Source organism: Rhodococcus sp. YH1 (genome assembly GCF_009939605.1).
Taxonomy (GTDB): domain Bacteria; phylum Actinomycetota; class Actinomycetes; order Mycobacteriales; family Mycobacteriaceae; genus Rhodococcus; species Rhodococcus aetherivorans.
Genome location: NZ_WVTE01000260.1, coordinates 1 through 18041, shown reverse-complemented (window position 1 = coordinate 18041; position 18041 = coordinate 1). Strand labels below are relative to the sequence as shown.

The window sequence follows — 18041 nt, the reverse complement described above, 5'->3', positions numbered from 1 at the left end:
GTCCCGGGTTCCGCTATCCGGCCGGGGCGCACAGCCGCGCCGACAGCTCCCAGAGTCCGCGGGCGACAGCCTCGTCGTGCGAGCGCGAATTGGATTCGACACGCTCGGGGGCGCCCCGCAGCTCGAACAGGCCACCGGGACCGTAGTACCCGCCGGGCTCGACGCCGGGCGCGGTGGCCGCGTACAGCAGCGGCAGCGCTCCGGTCTGCGGGGACTGCCCCACCAGCCGGTTCGCCACGCCCAGGAACACGTCCTGGATCGACTCGGTGTGTGACTGCAGGTTCGTCGAGGAGTATCCCGGGTGCGCGGCCACCGCCACGACCGGGGACTGCTGCTCGGTGAGCCGGCGCTGCAGCTCGTGGGTGAACAGCAGGTTGGCCAGCTTCGACTGCCCGTACGCCAGCCACCGGTCGTAGCGACGGTGCTCCCAGTTCAGGTCGTCGAGATCGATGCGGCCGATCCGGTGCATGCCGCTCGACATCGTCACCACGCGGTCGGTGACGCGCTCGCCCAGCAGGGTGGTGAGGGCGAAGTGGCCGAGGTGATTGGTTCCGATCTGCATCTCGAATCCGTCGACGGTGCGGCGCAGCGGTACTGCCATCACGCCGGCGTTGTTGACCAGCACGTCGACCTCGTCGACGCCCCCGGCGAATTCACGCACCGATGCCAGGTCGGCCAGATCGAGGCGCCGCACCCGCGCGTTGGGCCCGATCTCCCGGGCCACGGCCTCGCCCTTGGCCACGTTCCGGCACGCCAGCACCACCCGCGCCCCCGCGGCCCCGAGTGCGCGGGCCGCCACCTCGCCCAGGCCGCTGTTGGCGCCCGTCACCACGAAGGTGCGGCCGTCCTGCTTCGGGATGTCGCGTGTGGTCCAAGCCGTCATGTCGGCCACCCTACGGGGAACGGGACATCCGGGAAAGGAACCCGCTCGGCCACCCGCCCGGCGCCGACACGTCGCCGACACGTTCCCGAAACAGGCCGGCGATAGGGTCGCCTCGCTTCCGTCGCCCGTCGCGCCGGAATTCCGAAGGGAGCAGTAGGAGGGGTCCCGTGCCGCCACGTCGCAGGTCGATACTGCTCGACCGGCTCGAATCCGGGACCCCCGGCCGTCCCCAGCAGGCCATCCTCGACGAACTGCGCCGCGTCATCCTCTCCGGCGCCGTCCCGCCGGGAACCCCCATCCCGGTACCCGAGGTGGCGGAACTGTTCGGCGTCAGCCGCATCCCGATCCGGGAATCGCTGAAAACCCTCATCGGCGAGGGACTCGTCGACCACCGGCGGAACCACGGATACGCCGTCGCCCGGCTGACCGCCGCCGAACTCCGCGAGATGTATCTCGTGCGGGAAACCCTCGAGACGGCAGCACTGACGGCGGCGGTGGCGCTGGCCACCGAAGCCGATCACGCCCACGCCGCATGGGTCCACGCACGCCTCGAACGCGCCGTCGCCGACGACGATCCGCACACCTACCACCGCGAGAGCCGCGAGTTCCACCTGGCGCTGGCCGGCCCGTCGCGCATGCACCGGCTGCTGCACATGCTCGAATCGGCTTGGAACATCACCGAACCCGTGCAACCGATGGTGCACGTGTCCGCGGTGCAGCGGACGGTTCTGCATGCCGAGCACGAGCGGATGCTGACCGCGTTCCTGGCCCGGGACACGGCGGGGCTCCTCGCCGCCGCCGACGCCCACAACCATCGGCTCGATTCCGTGATCGCGACGCTGCCCGCCGACGCCGGGTTGCTGACCCCGGAAGATATACCGATCGGGAAACCCACCGGCAACACCTGATCGTTACCGTTCACCTCATCGGAATTCACCACCGTCGCTGAGATTCCGGGTCCACTGCCTTCCTCGCGGACCTGCGCCGTGCCGAACCGATCGGCACCCCGCCGGTCGTCGACGTCCAGGAGTACCCATGACCGAATTGATCTCTCCCCGCCGTGATCTGCCGCGCGGCGCCGTGCTCGGCGCCGACGACCTCGTCGAAGCGGCGGGCCACCCCGTCGGCGGCGGGCTGGTCGAGCCGGACTACGACCCGCGGCTCACCAACGAGGACCTCGCCCCGCTGAAGAAGCAGAGCTGGGGCTCGTACAACATCTTCGCGTTCTGGATGTCCGACGTGCACAGCGTCGGCGGCTACGTCACCGCCGGCAGCCTCTTCGCCCTCGGCCTGGCCAGCTGGCAGGTGCTGGTGGCCCTGCTCGCCGGCATCACGATCGTCTACTTCTTCTGCAACCTCGTCGCCAAGCCCAGTCAGGTGACGGGCGTGCCCTATCCGGTGATCTGCCGCAGCGTCTTCGGGGTGCTCGGCGCGAACATACCCGCGATCATCCGCGGCCTGATCGCGGTGGCCTGGTACGGAATCCAGACGTTCCTCGCCTCGGCGGCGCTCGATGTGGTGCTGATCAAGCTGTTCCCGTCGCTGGCCCCGTACGCGGTGGTGGAGGACTACGGCTTCGCCGGGCTCTCCGCCCTAGGCTGGGGCAGTTTCCTGACCCTGTGGGTCGTGCAGGCCTGCGTATTCTGGCGCGGCATGGAGTCGATCCGTAGGTTCATCGACTTCTGCGGTCCCGCAGTCTATGTCGTGATGTTCCTGCTGTGCGGCTACCTGATCTCCCAGGCCGGTTGGAGCGCAATCGATCTGAATCTCGGCTCGGTGACCTACACGGGCCTGGATGCGATTCCGGTGATGCTGGGCGCGATTGCGCTGGTGGTGTCCTACTTCTCCGGACCGATGCTGAACTTCGGCGATTTCTCCCGCTACGGAAAGTCCTTCGCCGCGGTGAAGAAGGGCAACCTCCTCGGCCTGCCGGTCAACTTCCTGGTGTTCTCACTGCTCGTGGTGATCACCGCGTCGCTGACCCTGCCCGTGTACGGCGAGCTGATCACCGATCCCGTCGAAACGGTCGCCCGCATCGACTCGACCTTCGCGATCGTGCTCGGTGCCCTGACGTTCACCGTCGCCACCATCGGCATCAACATCGTCGCCAACTTCATCTCCCCCGCCTTCGACTTCTCCAACGTCAGCCCCCAGCGGATCAGCTGGCGCGCCGGCGGAATGATCGCCGCCGTCGGCTCGGTGCTGATCACCCCGTGGAACCTGTACAACAACCCCGATGTCATCCACTACACCCTCGAGACGCTCGGCGCATTCATCGGTCCGCTGTTCGGCATCCTGATCGCGGACTACTACCTGGTGCGGAGGCAGAAGGTGATCGTCGACGATCTGTTCACCATGTCCGAGCGCGGCGCGTACTGGTACCGCAAGGGCTACAACCCCGCCGCGGTGATCGCCACCGTCGTCGGCGCCGCCGTCGCGGTGATCCCGGTGCTGGTCAAGTCCGCGCCCGGCATGTACACCGCCGCGCAGTACAGCTGGTTCATCGGGTGCGGCCTCGCCATGGCCGTCTACTACGTCCTCGCCACCCGCACTGCCCTCGCGGTCCGCGTCGACGACGGTTCCGCCGAACCGGTGAGCGTGGGCTGATCGGAATGCGCATCAAGGTCGTCAACCCGAACACCACCCGGTCGATGACCGCCACCATCGAGGCGTGTGCCCGGGCCGTCGCCGGCCCGGGCACCGATGTCGAGGCGGTCAGCCCCACGATGGGTCCCGCCTCGATCGAGAGCCACTACGACGAGGCGCTCGCCGTACCGGGTGTGCTCGCCGAGATCGCCGCGGGCGAGGAGGCCGGCGTCGACGGATACGTCATCGCCTGTTTCGGCGACCCGGGGCTCGACGCAGCGCGGGAGATCGCCGCCGGGCCCGTCGTCGGCATCGCGGAGGCCGCCATGCACGCGGCCGCGCTCCTGGGTCGTGGCTTCTCCGTCGTCACGACGCTGGGCCGGACCACCGGCCGGACGTGGGATCTGGCCGAACGGTACGGCCTGCGCCGGTCCTGCCTCGGCGTGCACGCGTGCGAGCTGCCGGTGCTGGACCTCGAGACCGATCCCGACGCCCGCAAGATCGTCACGGAGGCCTGTTTCGAGGCGCTCGACTCGGACGGCTCCGACGCCGTCGTGCTCGGGTGTGCCGGCATGGCCGACCTGTGCGCACACATCTCCGAGGAGCTCGGCGCCCCGGTCGTGGACGGGGTGGCCGCGGCGACGTTGTTCGTCCAGTCCCTGGTCACGCTGGGTCTGCGCACCGGCAAACGGGGCGAGTTCGCCGTCCCGCCGGCGAAGCCGTACGCGGGCCTGCTGGCACCGTTCGCTAGAGCTCGAACCGCACGCCCGTGAGCTTCTCCGACAGCTCCCACAGTTGCCGGGCGGTGTCCGGATCTCCGGCGCGGCGGCTGTAGGCGGCCACGGTCGGCGGGCCGTACAGCTCGAAGAAGCGGTCCGGCCCGATGTAGCCGCCGGTCACCTCGGGATCGGCGGCGGCCACCACCACGGATTCGGCGCCCTGGGCCGGGGTGCGCTCGAGCACTCTCTTCCCGAGGCGGAACAACTGGTCGAACCACGTTCCGGTGTGCGTGCCGACGTCGGTGGCCGCGTAGCCCGGATGCGCGGCCACCGCCCGCAGCGGCGATCCGGCGGCCGCCAGCCGGCGCCCGAGCTCGAGGCTGAACATCAGGTTCGCCAGCTTCGATTCCGCGTAGGCCAGCGAGCGGCTGTAGTGCCGGCGGCGCTCCCAGTTCAGGTCGTCGAGATGGATGCGCCCGAACCGGTGACTCATGCTCGAGACGGTGACCACGCGGTCGGTGAGCCGATCGAGCAGCAGCCCGGTCAGCGCGAAGTGCCCGAGGTGGTTGGTGCCCATCTGCATCTCGAAGCCGTCCACCGTGCGGCTCAGCGGCACACCCATCACGCCGGCGTTGTTGACGAGCACGTCGACGGTCTCGATGCCCGACGCGAACTCCCGCACCGACGCCAGGTCGGCGAGATCGAGCCGGCGCACCTGCGCGTGCGGGCCGATATCCCGCGCGACCGCCTCGCCCCTGGCCACGTTCCGGCACGCGAGCACCACGTCGGCACCGGCGGCACCGAGCGCCCGGGCGGTGGCCGCACCGAGGCCGCTGTTCGCGCCGGTCACCACGAAGGTGCGGCCCCGCAGGGTGCCGGGTGCCGGCGGGGAGAACCGTTCAGGCACCGATGGAGGACTTCATCATGGGCAGCATCGCCCACAGCTGGTCCTGCCAGTAACCCCACGTGTGGGTGCCGGCGGCCGGGAAGTCGAAGTGGGCGGAGTTGATGCCCAGGGTCGCCAACCGCACCTGGAACGCGCGGTTCTGCGCCAGGGCGAGCGCCTCGAGTCCCATCGCGTTACCCGTGTTGAACACCCCGATCGCGGAGTTCGGCCGGTCGTGCTGGCCAGGCAGACCGCTGCCCGCGGAGATCCACATCGGCAGCCCCCGCATGCTGGGCGCGGCGACGAACGGGTCGTTGCGCAGCCACGCCGAGTTCCACGGCGGGCCCCACATCGAGTCGGCGTTGTAGCCGCCGGAGTCGATCATCGCGAGGCGGATCGCCTCGCGCATACCGGGCGCGGACAGGTTCAGGTAACCGGACATGGAACCGGCGAAGCGGAACTGGTCGCGGTGGTAGGCCGCGAGGATCAGCGCCGCGTTGCCTCCCATCGACAGGCCCACGATCGCATTGCTGGAACGGTCGATGCCGTACGTACCGGCCAGGAAGTCCGGCAGGTTCTGGGTGAGGAAGGACTCCCACTTGTAGGTGTAGCGCTGGCCGTTGAGGTTGCTCGGCGCGTACCAGTCCGTGTAGAAGCTCGACTGGCCGCCGACCGGCATCACCACGTTGACGCCGTGATCCGACAGCCACGCGGCGTTCGTCTCGTGCTCCCAGCCGCTCACGTCGTTGGTGGCGCGCAGGCCGTCGAGCAGGTACATGGCCTTGTTGCTGCCGTTGTTCGCCAGCCAGATGCGGACCTTGATCTGGCCGACCCCGCCCGGCGCCGGCACCCAGTGCTCCCGCAGGCGGGAGTAGGGGTCCGCCGAGGCGGTGCCCGCGCCGGCGAAGGCCACCGCGAGCGGCAGCACGAGCGCCGCGATCAGGAATCGGACGAGCGCCCGAACCCCCCGGCGTCCGGCCTTGGTTCTGGAAGTATGAGTCACACCCGGCTCCATCAGCACATCTGTAGCAACAACAACTGTGGCCCCGACAGTTACGCAACAACACGGTAGAGGTCCACGTCGGCCTGTACGAGGCTTGCACATAATCGTTATCGAGCAAAGCCGAACCGAAAGGCAGGCGCAATGAGCAGCGACCTCGGCAGGCGGCCGGTCACCGTCGGAATCGACGGCTCCGACGCCGCGAAACAGGCTGCGACCTGGTCCGCAGCCGTCGCCGCGCGGCTCGGCACGAACCTGCAGCTCGTCCATTCGCTGCCGGGCCCCCGGAATTATTTCAGTGACGCCGCGCTGCGCGCGCGGACCGAATACACCCAGCGCCTCGCCGAAATCGGCCGTGAACTGCTCGACGACACCGCGGCGGCGCTGCACCGGCGGCACCCGGATCTCGAGGTGGTCACAACCGTCCATGACGGCCCACCCGACCTGGCGTTGCTCGAACACGGCGACCGCAGCCGGATGCTCGTGCTCGGAGCCACCGGCACGGGTGCGCTCGGTTCGCTGCTCACCGGCTCCACCGCGCTGCGGGTCGCCAACCGGTCCACCTGCCCGGTCGTGCTCTGGCGGGGCGATCCGGTCCCCGAACCGGGCACGGACCGCCGGCCGGTGCTGGTCGGCATCGACGGCAGCGAGGACGCGGGCCCGGTGGTCACCGCCGCGTTCGACATGGCCGCGGCGCTCGGGGTCGGCGTACTCGCCGCGCACGCGTGGGGTGCCGGGGAGGTGGCGGGCCGCACCTCGGCGCTCGAACTGATCGACTGGGCAGTCGTCGAGGCCGAGGAGACCGCGTTGCTGTCCGAGTGCATCGCCGGGCAGCGCGAGCGGTACCCGGATGTGCCGGTCACCGAGATCGTCGAGCAGATCGGCGCCCGGCACCTGCTGCTGCGACTGGCGACGCACGCTCAGTTGAGCGTCGTCGGCAGCCACGGCCGGGGACTGCTCGGCGGCCTGCTTCTGGGCTCGACGAGTCAGGCGCTGCTGCACCACGCGCCGTGCCCGACCATGATCTGCCGTCCGGGGGTGTGACGATGCTGCGCGGATCGATCCGGCTCGGCCGGGTCGCGGGGATAGAGATCCGGGCCCACTGGTCGCTACTCGCGACGCTCGGGCTGCTGTCGTGGCTGCTTGCCGGGGCGATCCTGCCCGCCCGGATCAGCGGTCCGAGCCCCGCACAGTTCTGGATCGCAGGCGTCGCCGCGGCGGTGGGCCTGCTGGTGTCGCTGCTCGCCCACGAACTTGCGCACTCGGTGGTGGCGGGCCGCTACGGAGTCGGGGTGGACGGGATCACGCTGTGGCTGCTCGGCGGCGTCTCCGAGCTGCGCGACGAACCCCCGAACCCGAAAGCCGATCTGCGTATCGCGCTGGCCGGACCGCTCACGAGCGTCGGGATCGGCGTCGTCGCGCTGGCGGCGGCCTCGTTCCTCGGCCCGCCCGTCCCGGAGCTGGTGACCGCGACGATCGGCTGGCTCGGCGCGACCAACCTGGTGCTGGCCGTGTTCAACCTGTTGCCGGGTGCGCCGCTGGACGGCGGACGGGTCGTGCGGGCGGTGCTGTGGCGCCGCACCGGCGACCGCCTCACGGCCGCGAGCGGCGCCGCGCGCTCCGGCCGCGCGGTGGGGCTGGCGCTGATCCTGCTCGGCGCCGCCGAGACGCTCGCCCTCGGCAGCGCGGGCGGCCTGTGGCTGATGCTCCTCGGCTGGTTCCTGCGGACCGCGGCCAACGCCGAGCTCGCGAACGCGTCGCTACGGCATCAGCTCGGCGACACCCGGGTCGGCGACGTCATGACGCCGTCGCCGGTGGCCGCCCCCGCGCGCTGGAGCGTGGCGCAGCTCCTCGCCGTCGCGGCCCGCGGCTCGCACCACCGGGTCTTCCCCGTCGTCGACGACGGCCACCGGCCCACCGGCGTGGTGTCGCTGTCCGACCTGACGCCCGTCCCGGAGGGCGAGCGCACGGTCGTCGCCGTCGCGGACCGGGCCCGGCCGCTGCCCGCGGCGGCGCGGGTGCCCGCCGACGCGTCGCTCGCCGAGGTCGCGAGCCGGGTGCTGCTGCGGCCGGGGCTCGACCTCGTGGCCGTCGTGTCGGGCGAACGACTGGTCGGCATCGTCACGGCGACGGACCTGGTGCGGGCCTGCGATCGCAGCGCGCTGGGCCTGCCCATCCGCCGCACACCGCCGCCGGACGAGCAGACCCGACCCGGGTCTCCCTAGTCGCGCCGGACCACGAGCAGCGGGCACGGCGTCGTGTGCAGCAGCGCCCGGCTCGTCGAGCCGAGCAGCATGCCCTCGAAGCCGCCGCGGCCGCGGCTGCCGACGACGAGCAGCCGGGCGTTCTCCGCCCGCTCGAGCAGGTGGCGCACCGGGCGGTCCCGCACGACGACCCGTTCCACGTCGACGTTCGGATAGTCCTGCGTGCGGCCGGCGAGTGACTCGGCGAGCACGACGCTCTCCTGCTGGTCGACGTCCTCCCAGGTGGCTCCGGGCGTGCCGGCGACGACGTCGACGAGGTCTCGGTCGGACCATGCGTGCACCGCCACCAGCGGCGCCTTGTAGCGGTCTGCGGCCTCGAACGCGACGTCGAGGGCGTGCAGGCTCGCCGGCGATCCGTCGACACCGACCACGACGGGGCCGTCCGCGCCCCGTCCGCTCTCGTCGGGCCCGGGGATCACCGCAACGGGACAGTGCGCGTGCGCGACCACCGCGGAGGTCACCGATCCGACCAGTCCGCCGGTGAACTCGCCGAGACCGCGCCGGCCGAGGACGAGCATCCGTGCCCGACCGGAATACCCGAGCAGCGCCTGTGCGGCCACCAGGCTCGACTGTTCGGTGCGTACGGACAGCTCGGGGTGCTCGCGTTCCACGGTCTCCGCGGCGGACGCCAGGTTCCGTCGCGCGGTGAATCGCAGTTCGTCGACGAACGGCGACGAGGCGCCGATCCCGCCGGCGTTCGCGCTGGAGACGAGCAGCAGCGGCGCCCCCGTGGAGACGGCCTCGCCGGCCGCCCACCGCAGCGCGGCGCGCGCCGGCGCCGATCCGTCGACCCCGACCACGATCGGCGCATCATTCATCGCCCGCTCCTTGTCCCGTTCCGTCCGGTTCTTCCGCCACCAGTGTCGCCATCCTGCGGTCGCCGCGCGGTCGGTTGGCGGAAACAGTTACCGTGCGGGTGTGCGCCGTGCCCCGCTGCCCGTCCGCGACGGCCTGAATCCGACCCGCCTGCGCCTGCCCGACGGCGGCTCCTGGGCGACGGTGGCGGAGTTTCTGCTGGCGCGCTTCCCCGCCGACGCGGCGCGCGTGCAGGAGAAGGTCGCGGCCGGTGAGGTCGTCGACGGTGCCGGCGCGGCGATCACCGGGAACACCCCGTACGCGGCAGGCCGATTCGTGTACTTGTACCGCGATCCGCCGGTCGAGGAGCGGGTGCCGTTCGAGATCGCTGTCCTGCATCGCGACGAGCATCTGCTGGTGGTGGACAAGCCGCACTTCCTGGCGACGACACCGCGTGGGTCGTGGGTGGCCGAGACGGCGCTGGTGCGGCTGCGCCGGGAACTCGACCTGCCGGAGCTGAGCCCGGCCCATCGGCTCGATCGGCTCACGGCGGGCGTGCTGGTCTTCACCGTCCACGCCGGTGCGCGCCGGGCCTACCAGTCGCTCTTCGATGCCCGCCGGGTCGACAAGGAGTACGAGGCCGTGGCCCGGCACGTGCCCGGGATGCGGTTTCCGCGCGAGGTGCGCAGCCGCATCGTCAAGGAGCGCGGCGTGTTGCAGGCGCGGGAGGTGTGGGGTGAGATCAACGCCCTCAGCCGCGTCGAACTGCTCGAAACGGACGCCGGGCTGGGCCGTTACCGGTTGCTGCCCCGCACCGGCAAGACGCACCAGTTGCGCGTGCACATGAATTCGCTCGGCCTGCCGATCCTCGGGGACAACCTGTATCCCGATGTATATGACGTTGCGCCCCAAGACTATTCACGACCACTGCAGTTACTGGCCCGCGCGGTGGAGTTCGACGATCCGTATACAGGTCGACGGACCCGCTTCGCCAGCGCCCGAAACCTGGCAGCATGGAGGCACAGCACACCAGGACCCCGTTGATCGCACGGGCTCACGTCTTGGAGGACCCCATGGATAACGGCACCGTCTCGCGCACCTACGACGGCCGCGTCGCCCTGCGCTTCCAGCACGCCTTCGCCCATCCCCCGGACCGCGTATGGCGGGTCATCACCGACCCCGAGTACCTACGCGCCTGGTTCCCGGCCCGCGTAGAACTGGATCTCACCCCCGGTGCCCAGCTCGTCTTCCATGCCACCGAGCAGCAGGCCGAGCGCCTCGGGCTGCCCGCCGACCACACCGCCACGGGGACCGTCATCTCCGTGCATCCCGGGCGCATTCTCGAGTACATGTGGGACGCCGAGGTCCTGCACTGGGAACTGGTGCCGGACGGGTCCGGGGGCTGCTGGCTGACGCTCACGCACACCGTCGAGGACGAGGACTCGGCCTACGCGCACGGCGCCGACTGGCACGCCGGGTTCGAGGTGCTCGAGGCCCAGCTGGAGGGCCGGGACGTGAACTGGTCGCCGTGGGAACGCGCCCGGGAACTCGCCGACAAGTACCGCAACCCGTCCGACTGATCCCACTCGTCCGGTTGCCGGCGACTATCCGTCCCGTCCGCTCCGGTCGACGAAGACCTCGTCGACCGGACGTCGCGACGTGGTGGGCAGTCCCCGCGCGCTGCGGGCCCCCAACCGGATCACCACCTGGGGAAATCCCGCGACCTCCCCGGTCCGCGCCGTCGCCGTGCGCACGATGCCGCGGCTGGCCTCGATCTCCGTCACGTGGGTGAGCGGGCACGTCGCCAGATGCGCCGCGGTGGCCTCGAGCAGTACCGCGGACATCGCCTCCCCCGCCCGCAGCCAGTCGATCCGCTCGTCGGCCCGGGTGCTGAGCACCGCCAGCGCCGACGCGTCCGCCTTCGGCTGCGCAGTGTCCAGAGTTCCTGCGCCCGTGGGGAACCGCCGTCCCACATCGATGTCCCCGGCGGCCTCGTCGTCGAGCAGCGCGGACGCCGGCACGCCCGTGTCGCCGGGCTCCGCGCGACCGGTCCACCAGGCCAGCTCCTGCCGGTATGCCTCGTCGCCCTCGCGGATCGCCGCGCTCAGTTCCGACGCCCGCGCGAGGTCCGAGCGGGCCTCGGCGTCGAGGATCGACAGCGACGCCCCCTCCCGGCGGGCGGCGTTCTCCAGATCCACCAGGCTCTCGCGCAGGGTCGTGGGCGCCGCGAACGGCCGCCGGTCGGTGTGCCGGGCGCCGATCGCGAGGGCGAGGGCGGCGTCACGGGCGTCGACCGTGTGGGGCCGGTCGAAGTCGAGAACGGCCAGCAGGTCCGGTCGCGACGGATCCGGAAGCCGGGTCACGGTGGGGATCCACGACGCGGCGGACAGCGCGACGCGGGCGTGGTGCAGCGCCGCCCCGCAGCCGAGAACCAGCTGCCGGCCGCTCGGATCGGTGTGGCCGAGCATGCGCTCGGCGACGGCATACAGTTCGAGCCGTTCGCCCGTCCACTCCCAACGCCACGGCTGGCTGTTGTGCAGGGACGGCGCCCGGCACGCCGACTCGACCGCATCCCGGATCGCCGCGGTGTCCGGCCGGATCTCAGTAACCATCGTTGTCTCTCCCCCAGCCGCTCGACTCGACCGCATGCCGCTCCACGGACTCGACGATCTGCGCGGCCCAGGTCCCGATCGCGTCCCAGTCCCGGAAGTCTCCGGTGCGTCCTCCGGTCATGCGGGCAACCACGCGTTCGCCGGCGCCGAGCACCTCCGGATCCAGTTTCCCCGCGAACATCCGGTGCTCGCGCGCGCCCGTGCGCTCCGTCGCCAGGGAGGCGTCGTACGGCCTGTTCACGGGGCGGTCCTGGTCGCCGATCGGGCCCGAGGAGAACAGGAACACGGCGCGCTCCCGCAGCGCGCCGGCGTGCCGATCGACGAAGGTCTTGGCGGGATGCAACCAGTGCCCGAGGTAGACGGCGCTGCCGAGGACCACCGCGTCGTAGCCGTCCACGGCGTCGACCTGCTCGGGCGCGACGACGTCGACGTGCGCTCCCTTGTCGCGCAGGGCGGCCGCGAGCGCCGTGGCGATCTCCGTGGTGGAGCCGTGCCTGCTCGCCGCCGTCACCAGAATCCTCATCTGTGTCCTCCCCGGCCCAGGTTATTCGATGATCGCCCGACGGGCACGCGGTCGGACAGAGTCGAAGGGCCCCGCTCCCGGGCCGGCCGCAGCCGGGCCGATGCGGCGATCACGTGCGACGGGCACAGGTCGGTGCCGGGGTGGCAGAGTGGTCTGACGAACGCCGCCGACGAGCGCGACGAGGACACGCAGGGCAACCGCCGGAACAGGAGTCGGATCGCATGACCACGCCGCCCAGGATCGACGCGGTTCAGGAATCGGAACGCAAGTACGCGGTCGGGCACGCGCAGCAGCTGCCGGACCTGTCGGGCCTGCCCGGCGTCGCCGCACACCCCGAACCCGACCTTCAGCAGCTGTCGGCGCGGTACTACGACACCGACGATCTGCGACTGCTGCGCGCCGGGATCACCCTGCGCCGCCGCGAGGGGGGTCACGACGCCGGCTGGCACGTGAAGCTCCCGGCCGGCACGGACACCCGGACCGAGGTGCGCTTCCCCCTCGGCGACGACACCGCCCGGCCACCGGCCGAACTGCTCGCCCTCCTGCACGGGGTGCGCCGTGCGCGTCCCGTCGCGCTCGCGGCGGTGCTGAACACGCAGCGGTGGCGCCACCGCCTGATCGACGACGAGGGGCGGGCCCTCGCCGAGATCGTCGTCGACGACGTCGTCGCGACCCGAGGGGAGGGCAGCGAGCCGCAGCGGTGGCGCGAGATCGAGGTCGAGCTCGCCTCGGCCGGAACCGATCTGCTCGATGCCGTCGAGGATCGGCTGACCGCCGCCGGAATCGAGCGGGCCCCGAACCCCTCCAAGCTGCATCGGGCGCTCGCCGATCTGCTGCCCACCGAGGAGCCGGTGCCCGGCCCGGCCGGGCACCTGCGCGACTACCTGCGCGGCGAGTTGCGCACCCTCGAGCTCGCCGAGATCGGCGTGCGCCGGGACGCCCCGGACGCCGTCCACAGCATGCGCAAGGCCCTGCGCCGGATCCGCAGTGCCCTGCAGACGTATGCGGGAACCTTCGCGATCGACGACAGCCTGGTCGACGAACTGCGTTGGACGGGAAGGAAACTCAGCCCCTCGCGCGACCTCGAGGTGCAGTGGGAGCGCATCGTGGACCGCGTCGCGGAGGTGCCCGTGGAAGCGCAGCGCGAGGCCATCCGCGCCCGCATCGACGAGTACTTCTCCGCCCGGTCGGACGCGGCCCGGCTCGAGGCCGTCGGCACCCTCGACTCGGACCGCTACGCGGCCCTGCTGGGTTCGCTCGACGCACTGATCGACGGGCTGGCGAGGGGGGCAGTCGGATCCGGTCCCGGCGAGCAGCGACGACAGGTTCGCCCGAAGGACCTCGACCGCGCCCTCGCCCGCCTCGCGAAGAAGGTCTCGCGCCGGGTCCGCAACGCCGGGGAGGCAGCCACGCACGCCGAGCGGGACGAACTCGTCCATCGGGCCCGCAAGGGCGCCAAGCGGATGCGCTACGCCATCGAGGTGCTGCGGCCGCTGCATCGCAAGCGCGCCCAGCGCGCCCTCGATCACTTCGACGACTTCCAAGATCTGCTCGGCGAATTCCAGGACTCGGTGGTCGCCCGCGAGCACCTGCTCGACATGGTCTCCGAGCAAGACCACACCGCCGAGTCGAGCTTCGGCCTCGGGATCGCCTACCAGCGCGAACTCGAGATCGGTGAAGCGCAGGTCGCGCAGCTCGAACGCGCGTGGAAGCGGGCGCGGCGGGCGGCGAAACCGCTGTGGAAGTGAACCACTGCCGACCGGGTCCTTGCCCCCTGGCCGACCACCGCCGAGAAAGGGCATGCTGAGCCCGGACGACGGAAGGAGGCGCGCATGAGCACCCCTGGAGAGATGCGAGCATGGCGTGTCGACATCCCACGCCCCGCGGCGGAGCATCCGCTGCGGCCGGTCCGGGAACCGATTCCCGAACCGGCGCCCGGGGAACTGCTGGTGCGTGTCCTCGCGTGCGGGGTGTGCCGTACCGACCTGCACGTGAGCGAGGGCGACCTGCCGGTGCACCGGCCGCACGTCGTCCCCGGCCACGAGGTCGTCGGCGAGGTGGTCGGCGGCGACCTCGGCGAGCACCGGGTAGGCGACCGGGTGGGCATCCCGTGGCTGCGCAGCACGTGCGGCCGGTGCCGGTACTGCCTGCGCGGGGACGAGAACCTGTGCCCGAACTCCACCTACACGGGCTGGGACGCGGACGGCGGTTACGCCGAATATGCGACCGTCCCTTCCGCTTTCGCACTGCCACTGCCGTCCGGGTACGCCGACGCGGAACTCGCCCCCCTGCTGTGCGCCGGCATCATCGGCTATCGGGCGCTGCTGCGCGCCGAGGTTCCGGACGGCGGCGTGCTCGGCCTGTACGGCTTCGGCGGCAGCGCCCACCTCGCCGCGCAGGTCGCCCTCGCCCGGGGTGCCCGCGTGCACGTCATGACCCGCGGCGAGACCGCCCGGCGGCTCGCCCTCGAACTCGGCGCGGCCTCCGCGCAGGGCGCCTACGACGAGCCGCCCGAGCCGCTGAACTCGGCGATCCTGTTCGCCCCCGCCGGGGAACTGGTGCCCACCGCCCTCGCCGCACTGGACGCCGGCGGCACGCTCGCCGTCGCCGGCATCCACCTCAGCGACGTGCCCCCGCTGAACTACCAGCAGCACCTGTTCCGCGAACGCCAGGTGCGCAGCGTCACGGCCAACACCCGCTCCGACGCCCACGAGTTCCTCGGCTTCGCGAACGAACACCGCCTGCGCGTCACCACCACCGCGTACGGGCTCGACCGTGCCGACCGCGCGCTCGAGGACCTGTCCGCGGGGCGTTTCGGCGGCGCGGCGGTCCTGGTTCCGTGAAACACTCGACATGCGCCCCCGAGCGCGGAGAATGCACCGAGAAGGAGATCGAATGAGCACACTTGCCAACCGGAATGCCGTCGTAGCGGGCGTGGACGGTTCCGCCGTCGCCACGAGTGCGGCCCGGTGGGCGGCCGCCCTCGCCGCTCGTCTCGGAGCGCCCCTGCACCTGGTGCACTCGCTGCCCAGCGAGGGCATCTTCTACAGCGAGGCCGCGGTGCTCATCCAGGCGCAGATGGTCGACCAGCTCCGGGAGGACGGCGAAGCGATCCTGTCGAACGTCACCGACGTGGTCCGCTCCGACCATCCGGATCTCGAGGTGCAGAGCTTCATCGGTCCGGGCCCCGCCGCCAACTCGCTGCTCGAGGCCGCCGAGGACGCCCGCCTCGTGGTGATGGGCGCCACCGGTGCCAACGCCGTGGAGAATTTCCTGCTCGGCTCGACCGTGCTGCGCGTGGCCAACCACGCCCCGTGCCCGGTGGTGGTGTGGCGCGGCGACACAGCACGACCGCTGCCGGACACCCGGCCCATCGTCGTCGGCGTCGACGGCAGCGAGCTGTCGACGGCCGCGGTCGGGCACGCCTTCGAGTACGCCTCGCTGTTCGGTGTGCCGCTGGTCGCGGTGCACTCCTGGATCGGGGACGCCGCCCTCGGCGTCGGCACGGTCGCGACGCTGGTGGACTGGGAGGCGGTGGGCGAGTCCGAATCCGCGGTCCTGTCCGAGACTCTCGCCGGCTGGCACGAGAAGTTCCCCGACGTGGAGGTCCGCCGCGTCGTGGACCGGGGCCCCATCGCGAAGGTGATCCTGCGCCAGCTCGAGGACGCACAGCTCGTCGTGGTGGGCAGCCACGGCCGCAGCCAGTTCACCGGCGCACTGCTCGGGTCGGTGAGCCAGAACCTGCTGCACAACGCGCCCTGCCCGATCATGATCAGCCGCAAGAAATGACGACCGGCCGGTGCCGCCCGTCGCCGGGCGGCACCGGCTCAGGCCGTCACGGTCCCGAACGCCATACCCACCGCGTACGTCACGATCATCGCGAGCGCACCGCCGATCACCACGCGGGACGTCGCCCGGCCGCGGCGCGCGCCGCCGAGCCACGCGCTGACCGAACCCGTCAGGGCCAGCGCCACGAGCACCGACACGAACGTGACGGGGATCCGCAAGCTCGCCGGGGGCAGCACGATCACGAGCAGCGGCACGAGGGCGCCGACGGTGAACGAGACCGCCGACGACAACGCCGCGGCCCACGGATTGGCCAGCGCCTCGGGATCGATGCCGAGTTCGACCTCGGCGTGCGCGGCCAGCGCGTCGCGCTTGGTCATCTCCTTCGCCGCGGAGCGCGCCGTCGCCCTCGACATCCCCTTGCCCTCGAGCAGCGCGGTCAGCTCCTCGAGTTCGGCGTCCGGCATCTCCTCGAGCTCGCGACGTTCCTTGTGCAGCAGCGCCCGCTCGGTGTCACGCTGCGTGCTGACCGACACGTACTCCCCCAGGGCCATCGACACCGCGCCGGCCGCGAGCCCGGCGAAACCCGCTGTGAGGATCGTCGATTCGTCGGTGGTGGCGGCGGCCACACCGACGACGAGGCCGGCCGTGGAGACGATTCCGTCGTTCGCGCCCATCACGCCGGCGCGCAGCCAGTTCAGTTTCGCCGAGATGCCTCCGGAGTGCGGCTCGACGTCGGCGTGATTGAGGGAAGGATCGGTCGACATGCCGCCAGGCTAGGGCGATTCCGCGCGCCGCGGTAGCAATGCGAGCCTGTCCTCACCACGGTCCCGGACCGAGTTCCCGCTCCAGCCACGCGGCATCGGGGAGGGCGCCGTCGCTCGTGTCCACGACGCGAGCCGTGGGCCACTCGTCGCGCACGTGCAGCTGCTCGTCCAGGACGGCGGGCGTGGCGTCGGACGCGTCGTCGCCCCGCTCGCGCCGGGCCACGATGCGGCGGACCAGCACCGCCGGGTCCGCCCGGCACTCGATCTCGACGAGGTCGGCGGTCGCGGCGGCCGCAACCGCACGCGCCGCCGCGCGACGAGCCTCGGTGAGCCACGTCGCGTCCAGCACGACCGACTCGCCGTGGGTGAGCGCGACGGCGGCGCGGCGCAGCACCTCCCCGTAGGTCTCGTCGGTGTGGGCGGCACTGTAGAGCCCGGCACCGACGGCGGCGGTCGCATCGGCGGTCGGGGCGAGACCGGCCAGTTCCTTGCGGACCACGTCGCTGCGCAGCACGGTCGCACCCAGGTGCTGCCCGGCGAGATGGGCCACGGTGGTCTTGCCGGTGGCGGACAGACCTCCGACGACGACGAGGCGGACGCGGCCCCGGTCGAGGTTGCGCCGCGTCTGGTCCAGGAACGCGAGCGCGCCGGCGCGCGAGTGCTCGTCACCCTGTTCGTGCCGCAGGGCGGCGACCTTGGCCCGGACCACGGCCCGGTACGCGATGTAATGGTGCATCAGCGACGGCGGGAACGCGTCGGCGGAGAACTCGGCATAGGCGGGCAGCAGCTGCCGCGCCGCCGCCTCGCCGCCGAGCCGTTCGAGATCCATCGCGAGGAAGGCGATGTCGAGTGCGGCGTCGCCGTAGCGCAGCCGGTCGTCGAACTCGAGGCAGTCGATGATCCGGGGGCCGTCGTCGAGGCCGAAGATGTCGTCGGCGAGCAAGTCACCGTGGCCGTCGACGGCCCGCCCGGCGGCGATCCGCTCGTCGAGCACCCGTCCGCGGCCCGCGAGATAGCGGCCGGCCATGTCCCGGATCGCGGTGAGCGCGTCGCCGGCCTCGGCCCCGACGGGCAGGCGGTCGAGGTGATCGAGGCTCTCGCGCCACAATCCGTCGAGGAACTGCGCCGTGGCACACCGGTCGATGGCCGGATCGCGCGGCGACGCGGCGTGCAGGGCCGCGACCTGCCGCGCGACGGCGGTGACGACCCCGGCGACGGGC

General features: G+C 71.7%; 18 protein-coding genes. 10 read left to right on the top strand and 8 right to left on the bottom strand.

Features of this window, described 5'->3' with window-relative positions; genetic code table 11:
* Positions 1 to 13 precede the first annotated feature (13 nt).
* Positions 14 to 883: an oxidoreductase gene (locus tag AIIKEEIJ_RS26060; protein ID WP_161996870.1), complete on the bottom strand. Its 870-nt coding sequence runs from the start codon at positions 881 to 883 to the stop codon at positions 14 to 16.
* Positions 884 to 1050: 167 nt separating this feature from the next.
* Between AIIKEEIJ_RS26060 and AIIKEEIJ_RS26055 the strand changes: the two genes are divergently transcribed.
* The 3 genes from AIIKEEIJ_RS26055 to AIIKEEIJ_RS26045 all read left to right on the top strand — a co-directional run bounded on the left by AIIKEEIJ_RS26055 (position 1051) and on the right by AIIKEEIJ_RS26045 (position 4242).
* Positions 1051 to 1791: a GntR family transcriptional regulator gene (locus tag AIIKEEIJ_RS26055; RefSeq protein WP_043799849.1), complete on the top strand. Its 741-nt coding sequence runs from the start codon at positions 1051 to 1053 to the stop codon at positions 1789 to 1791.
* A 127-nt stretch (positions 1792 to 1918) separates the two neighbouring features.
* Positions 1919 to 3490 carry a cytosine permease gene (locus AIIKEEIJ_RS26050; protein ID WP_202917629.1) on the top strand — a complete coding sequence of 524 codons (1572 nt, stop codon included), beginning with the start codon at positions 1919 to 1921 and terminating at the stop codon, positions 3488 to 3490.
* A gap of 5 nt (positions 3491 to 3495) precedes the next feature.
* Positions 3496 to 4242, top strand: a complete 747-nt coding sequence (locus AIIKEEIJ_RS26045; protein WP_050034687.1) for an aspartate/glutamate racemase family protein — start codon at positions 3496 to 3498, stop codon at positions 4240 to 4242.
* Here AIIKEEIJ_RS26045 and AIIKEEIJ_RS26040 read toward each other — a convergent pair.
* Complete coding sequence (locus AIIKEEIJ_RS26040) at positions 4217 to 5095, bottom strand: oxidoreductase (RefSeq protein ID WP_006946928.1); 879 nt, start codon at positions 5093 to 5095, stop codon at positions 4217 to 4219. The two genes, AIIKEEIJ_RS26045 and AIIKEEIJ_RS26040, sit on opposite strands and share 26 nt — an antisense overlap.
* On the bottom strand, positions 5088 to 6089 hold the full coding sequence (locus AIIKEEIJ_RS26035) for an alpha/beta hydrolase (protein ID WP_174824773.1): 1002 nt from the start codon (positions 6087 to 6089) through the stop codon (positions 5088 to 5090). The genes AIIKEEIJ_RS26040 and AIIKEEIJ_RS26035 overlap by 8 nt, the downstream gene beginning before the upstream one ends.
* Before the next feature lie 129 nt (positions 6090 to 6218).
* Here AIIKEEIJ_RS26035 and AIIKEEIJ_RS26030 point away from each other — a divergent pair, with 129 nt between their 5' ends.
* Entirely contained in the window at positions 6219 to 7118 is a 900-nt protein-coding gene (locus tag AIIKEEIJ_RS26030) for a universal stress protein (RefSeq protein WP_029541725.1), read from the top strand.
* A complete protein-coding gene (locus tag AIIKEEIJ_RS26025; RefSeq protein WP_338021013.1) occupies positions 7085 to 8299 on the top strand; it encodes a site-2 protease family protein in 1215 nt (404 codons plus the stop codon). Before AIIKEEIJ_RS26030 ends, AIIKEEIJ_RS26025 begins: the two co-directional genes overlap by 34 nt.
* On the opposite strand, the gene AIIKEEIJ_RS26020 is transcribed toward AIIKEEIJ_RS26025, so the two are convergent.
* Positions 8296 to 9156 carry a universal stress protein gene (locus AIIKEEIJ_RS26020; protein ID WP_029541723.1) on the bottom strand — a complete coding sequence of 287 codons (861 nt, stop codon included), beginning with the start codon at positions 9154 to 9156 and terminating at the stop codon, positions 8296 to 8298. The two genes, AIIKEEIJ_RS26025 and AIIKEEIJ_RS26020, sit on opposite strands and share 4 nt — an antisense overlap.
* A 100-nt stretch (positions 9157 to 9256) precedes the next feature.
* Between AIIKEEIJ_RS26020 and AIIKEEIJ_RS26015 the strand changes: the two genes are divergently transcribed.
* Both AIIKEEIJ_RS26015 and AIIKEEIJ_RS26010 read left to right on the top strand, forming a co-directional pair.
* Positions 9257 to 10177 carry a pseudouridine synthase gene (locus AIIKEEIJ_RS26015; protein WP_161996869.1) on the top strand — a complete coding sequence of 307 codons (921 nt, stop codon included), beginning with the start codon at positions 9257 to 9259 and terminating at the stop codon, positions 10175 to 10177.
* A 29-nt stretch (positions 10178 to 10206) separates the two neighbouring features.
* Positions 10207 to 10713 carry an SRPBCC domain-containing protein gene (locus tag AIIKEEIJ_RS26010; protein ID WP_006946948.1) on the top strand — a complete coding sequence of 169 codons (507 nt, stop codon included), beginning with the start codon at positions 10207 to 10209 and terminating at the stop codon, positions 10711 to 10713.
* Between the two features lie 24 nt (positions 10714 to 10737).
* On the opposite strand, the gene AIIKEEIJ_RS26005 is transcribed toward AIIKEEIJ_RS26010, so the two are convergent.
* The gene (locus AIIKEEIJ_RS26005) at positions 10738 to 11745 is read right to left on the bottom strand and encodes an Acg family FMN-binding oxidoreductase (protein ID WP_044476558.1); all 1008 of its coding nucleotides are present in this window, start codon (positions 11743 to 11745) and stop codon (positions 10738 to 10740) included.
* Positions 11735 to 12268: a flavodoxin domain-containing protein gene (locus tag AIIKEEIJ_RS26000; RefSeq protein ID WP_006946953.1), complete on the bottom strand. Its 534-nt coding sequence runs from the start codon at positions 12266 to 12268 to the stop codon at positions 11735 to 11737. The genes AIIKEEIJ_RS26005 and AIIKEEIJ_RS26000 overlap by 11 nt, the downstream gene beginning before the upstream one ends.
* Before the next feature lie 221 nt (positions 12269 to 12489).
* On the opposite strand from AIIKEEIJ_RS26000, the gene AIIKEEIJ_RS25995 reads away from it, so the two are divergent.
* The 3 genes from AIIKEEIJ_RS25995 (at position 12490) to AIIKEEIJ_RS25985 (ending at position 16057) form a co-directional block, all read left to right on the top strand.
* Positions 12490 to 14016, top strand: a complete 1527-nt coding sequence (locus tag AIIKEEIJ_RS25995) for a CYTH and CHAD domain-containing protein (RefSeq protein WP_043799845.1) — start codon at positions 12490 to 12492, stop codon at positions 14014 to 14016.
* A gap of 102 nt (positions 14017 to 14118) precedes the next feature.
* Complete coding sequence (locus AIIKEEIJ_RS25990) at positions 14119 to 15111, top strand: zinc-binding alcohol dehydrogenase family protein (RefSeq protein ID WP_037200556.1); 993 nt, start codon at positions 14119 to 14121, stop codon at positions 15109 to 15111.
* 52 nt (positions 15112 to 15163) lie between these two features.
* Positions 15164 to 16057, top strand: a complete 894-nt coding sequence (locus AIIKEEIJ_RS25985) for a universal stress protein (protein ID WP_044476559.1) — start codon at positions 15164 to 15166, stop codon at positions 16055 to 16057.
* Positions 16058 to 16095: 38 nt separating this feature from the next.
* Here AIIKEEIJ_RS25985 and AIIKEEIJ_RS25980 read toward each other — a convergent pair whose 3' ends face one another.
* On the bottom strand, positions 16096 to 16821 hold the full coding sequence (locus AIIKEEIJ_RS25980; RefSeq protein ID WP_006946958.1) for a VIT1/CCC1 transporter family protein: 726 nt from the start codon (positions 16819 to 16821) through the stop codon (positions 16096 to 16098).
* Positions 16822 to 16873: 52 nt separating this feature from the next.
* Positions 16874 to 18041, bottom strand: a 1168-nt coding sequence (locus AIIKEEIJ_RS25975; protein ID WP_161996868.1) for an AAA family ATPase, incomplete at its 5' end; no start/stop codon positions are given.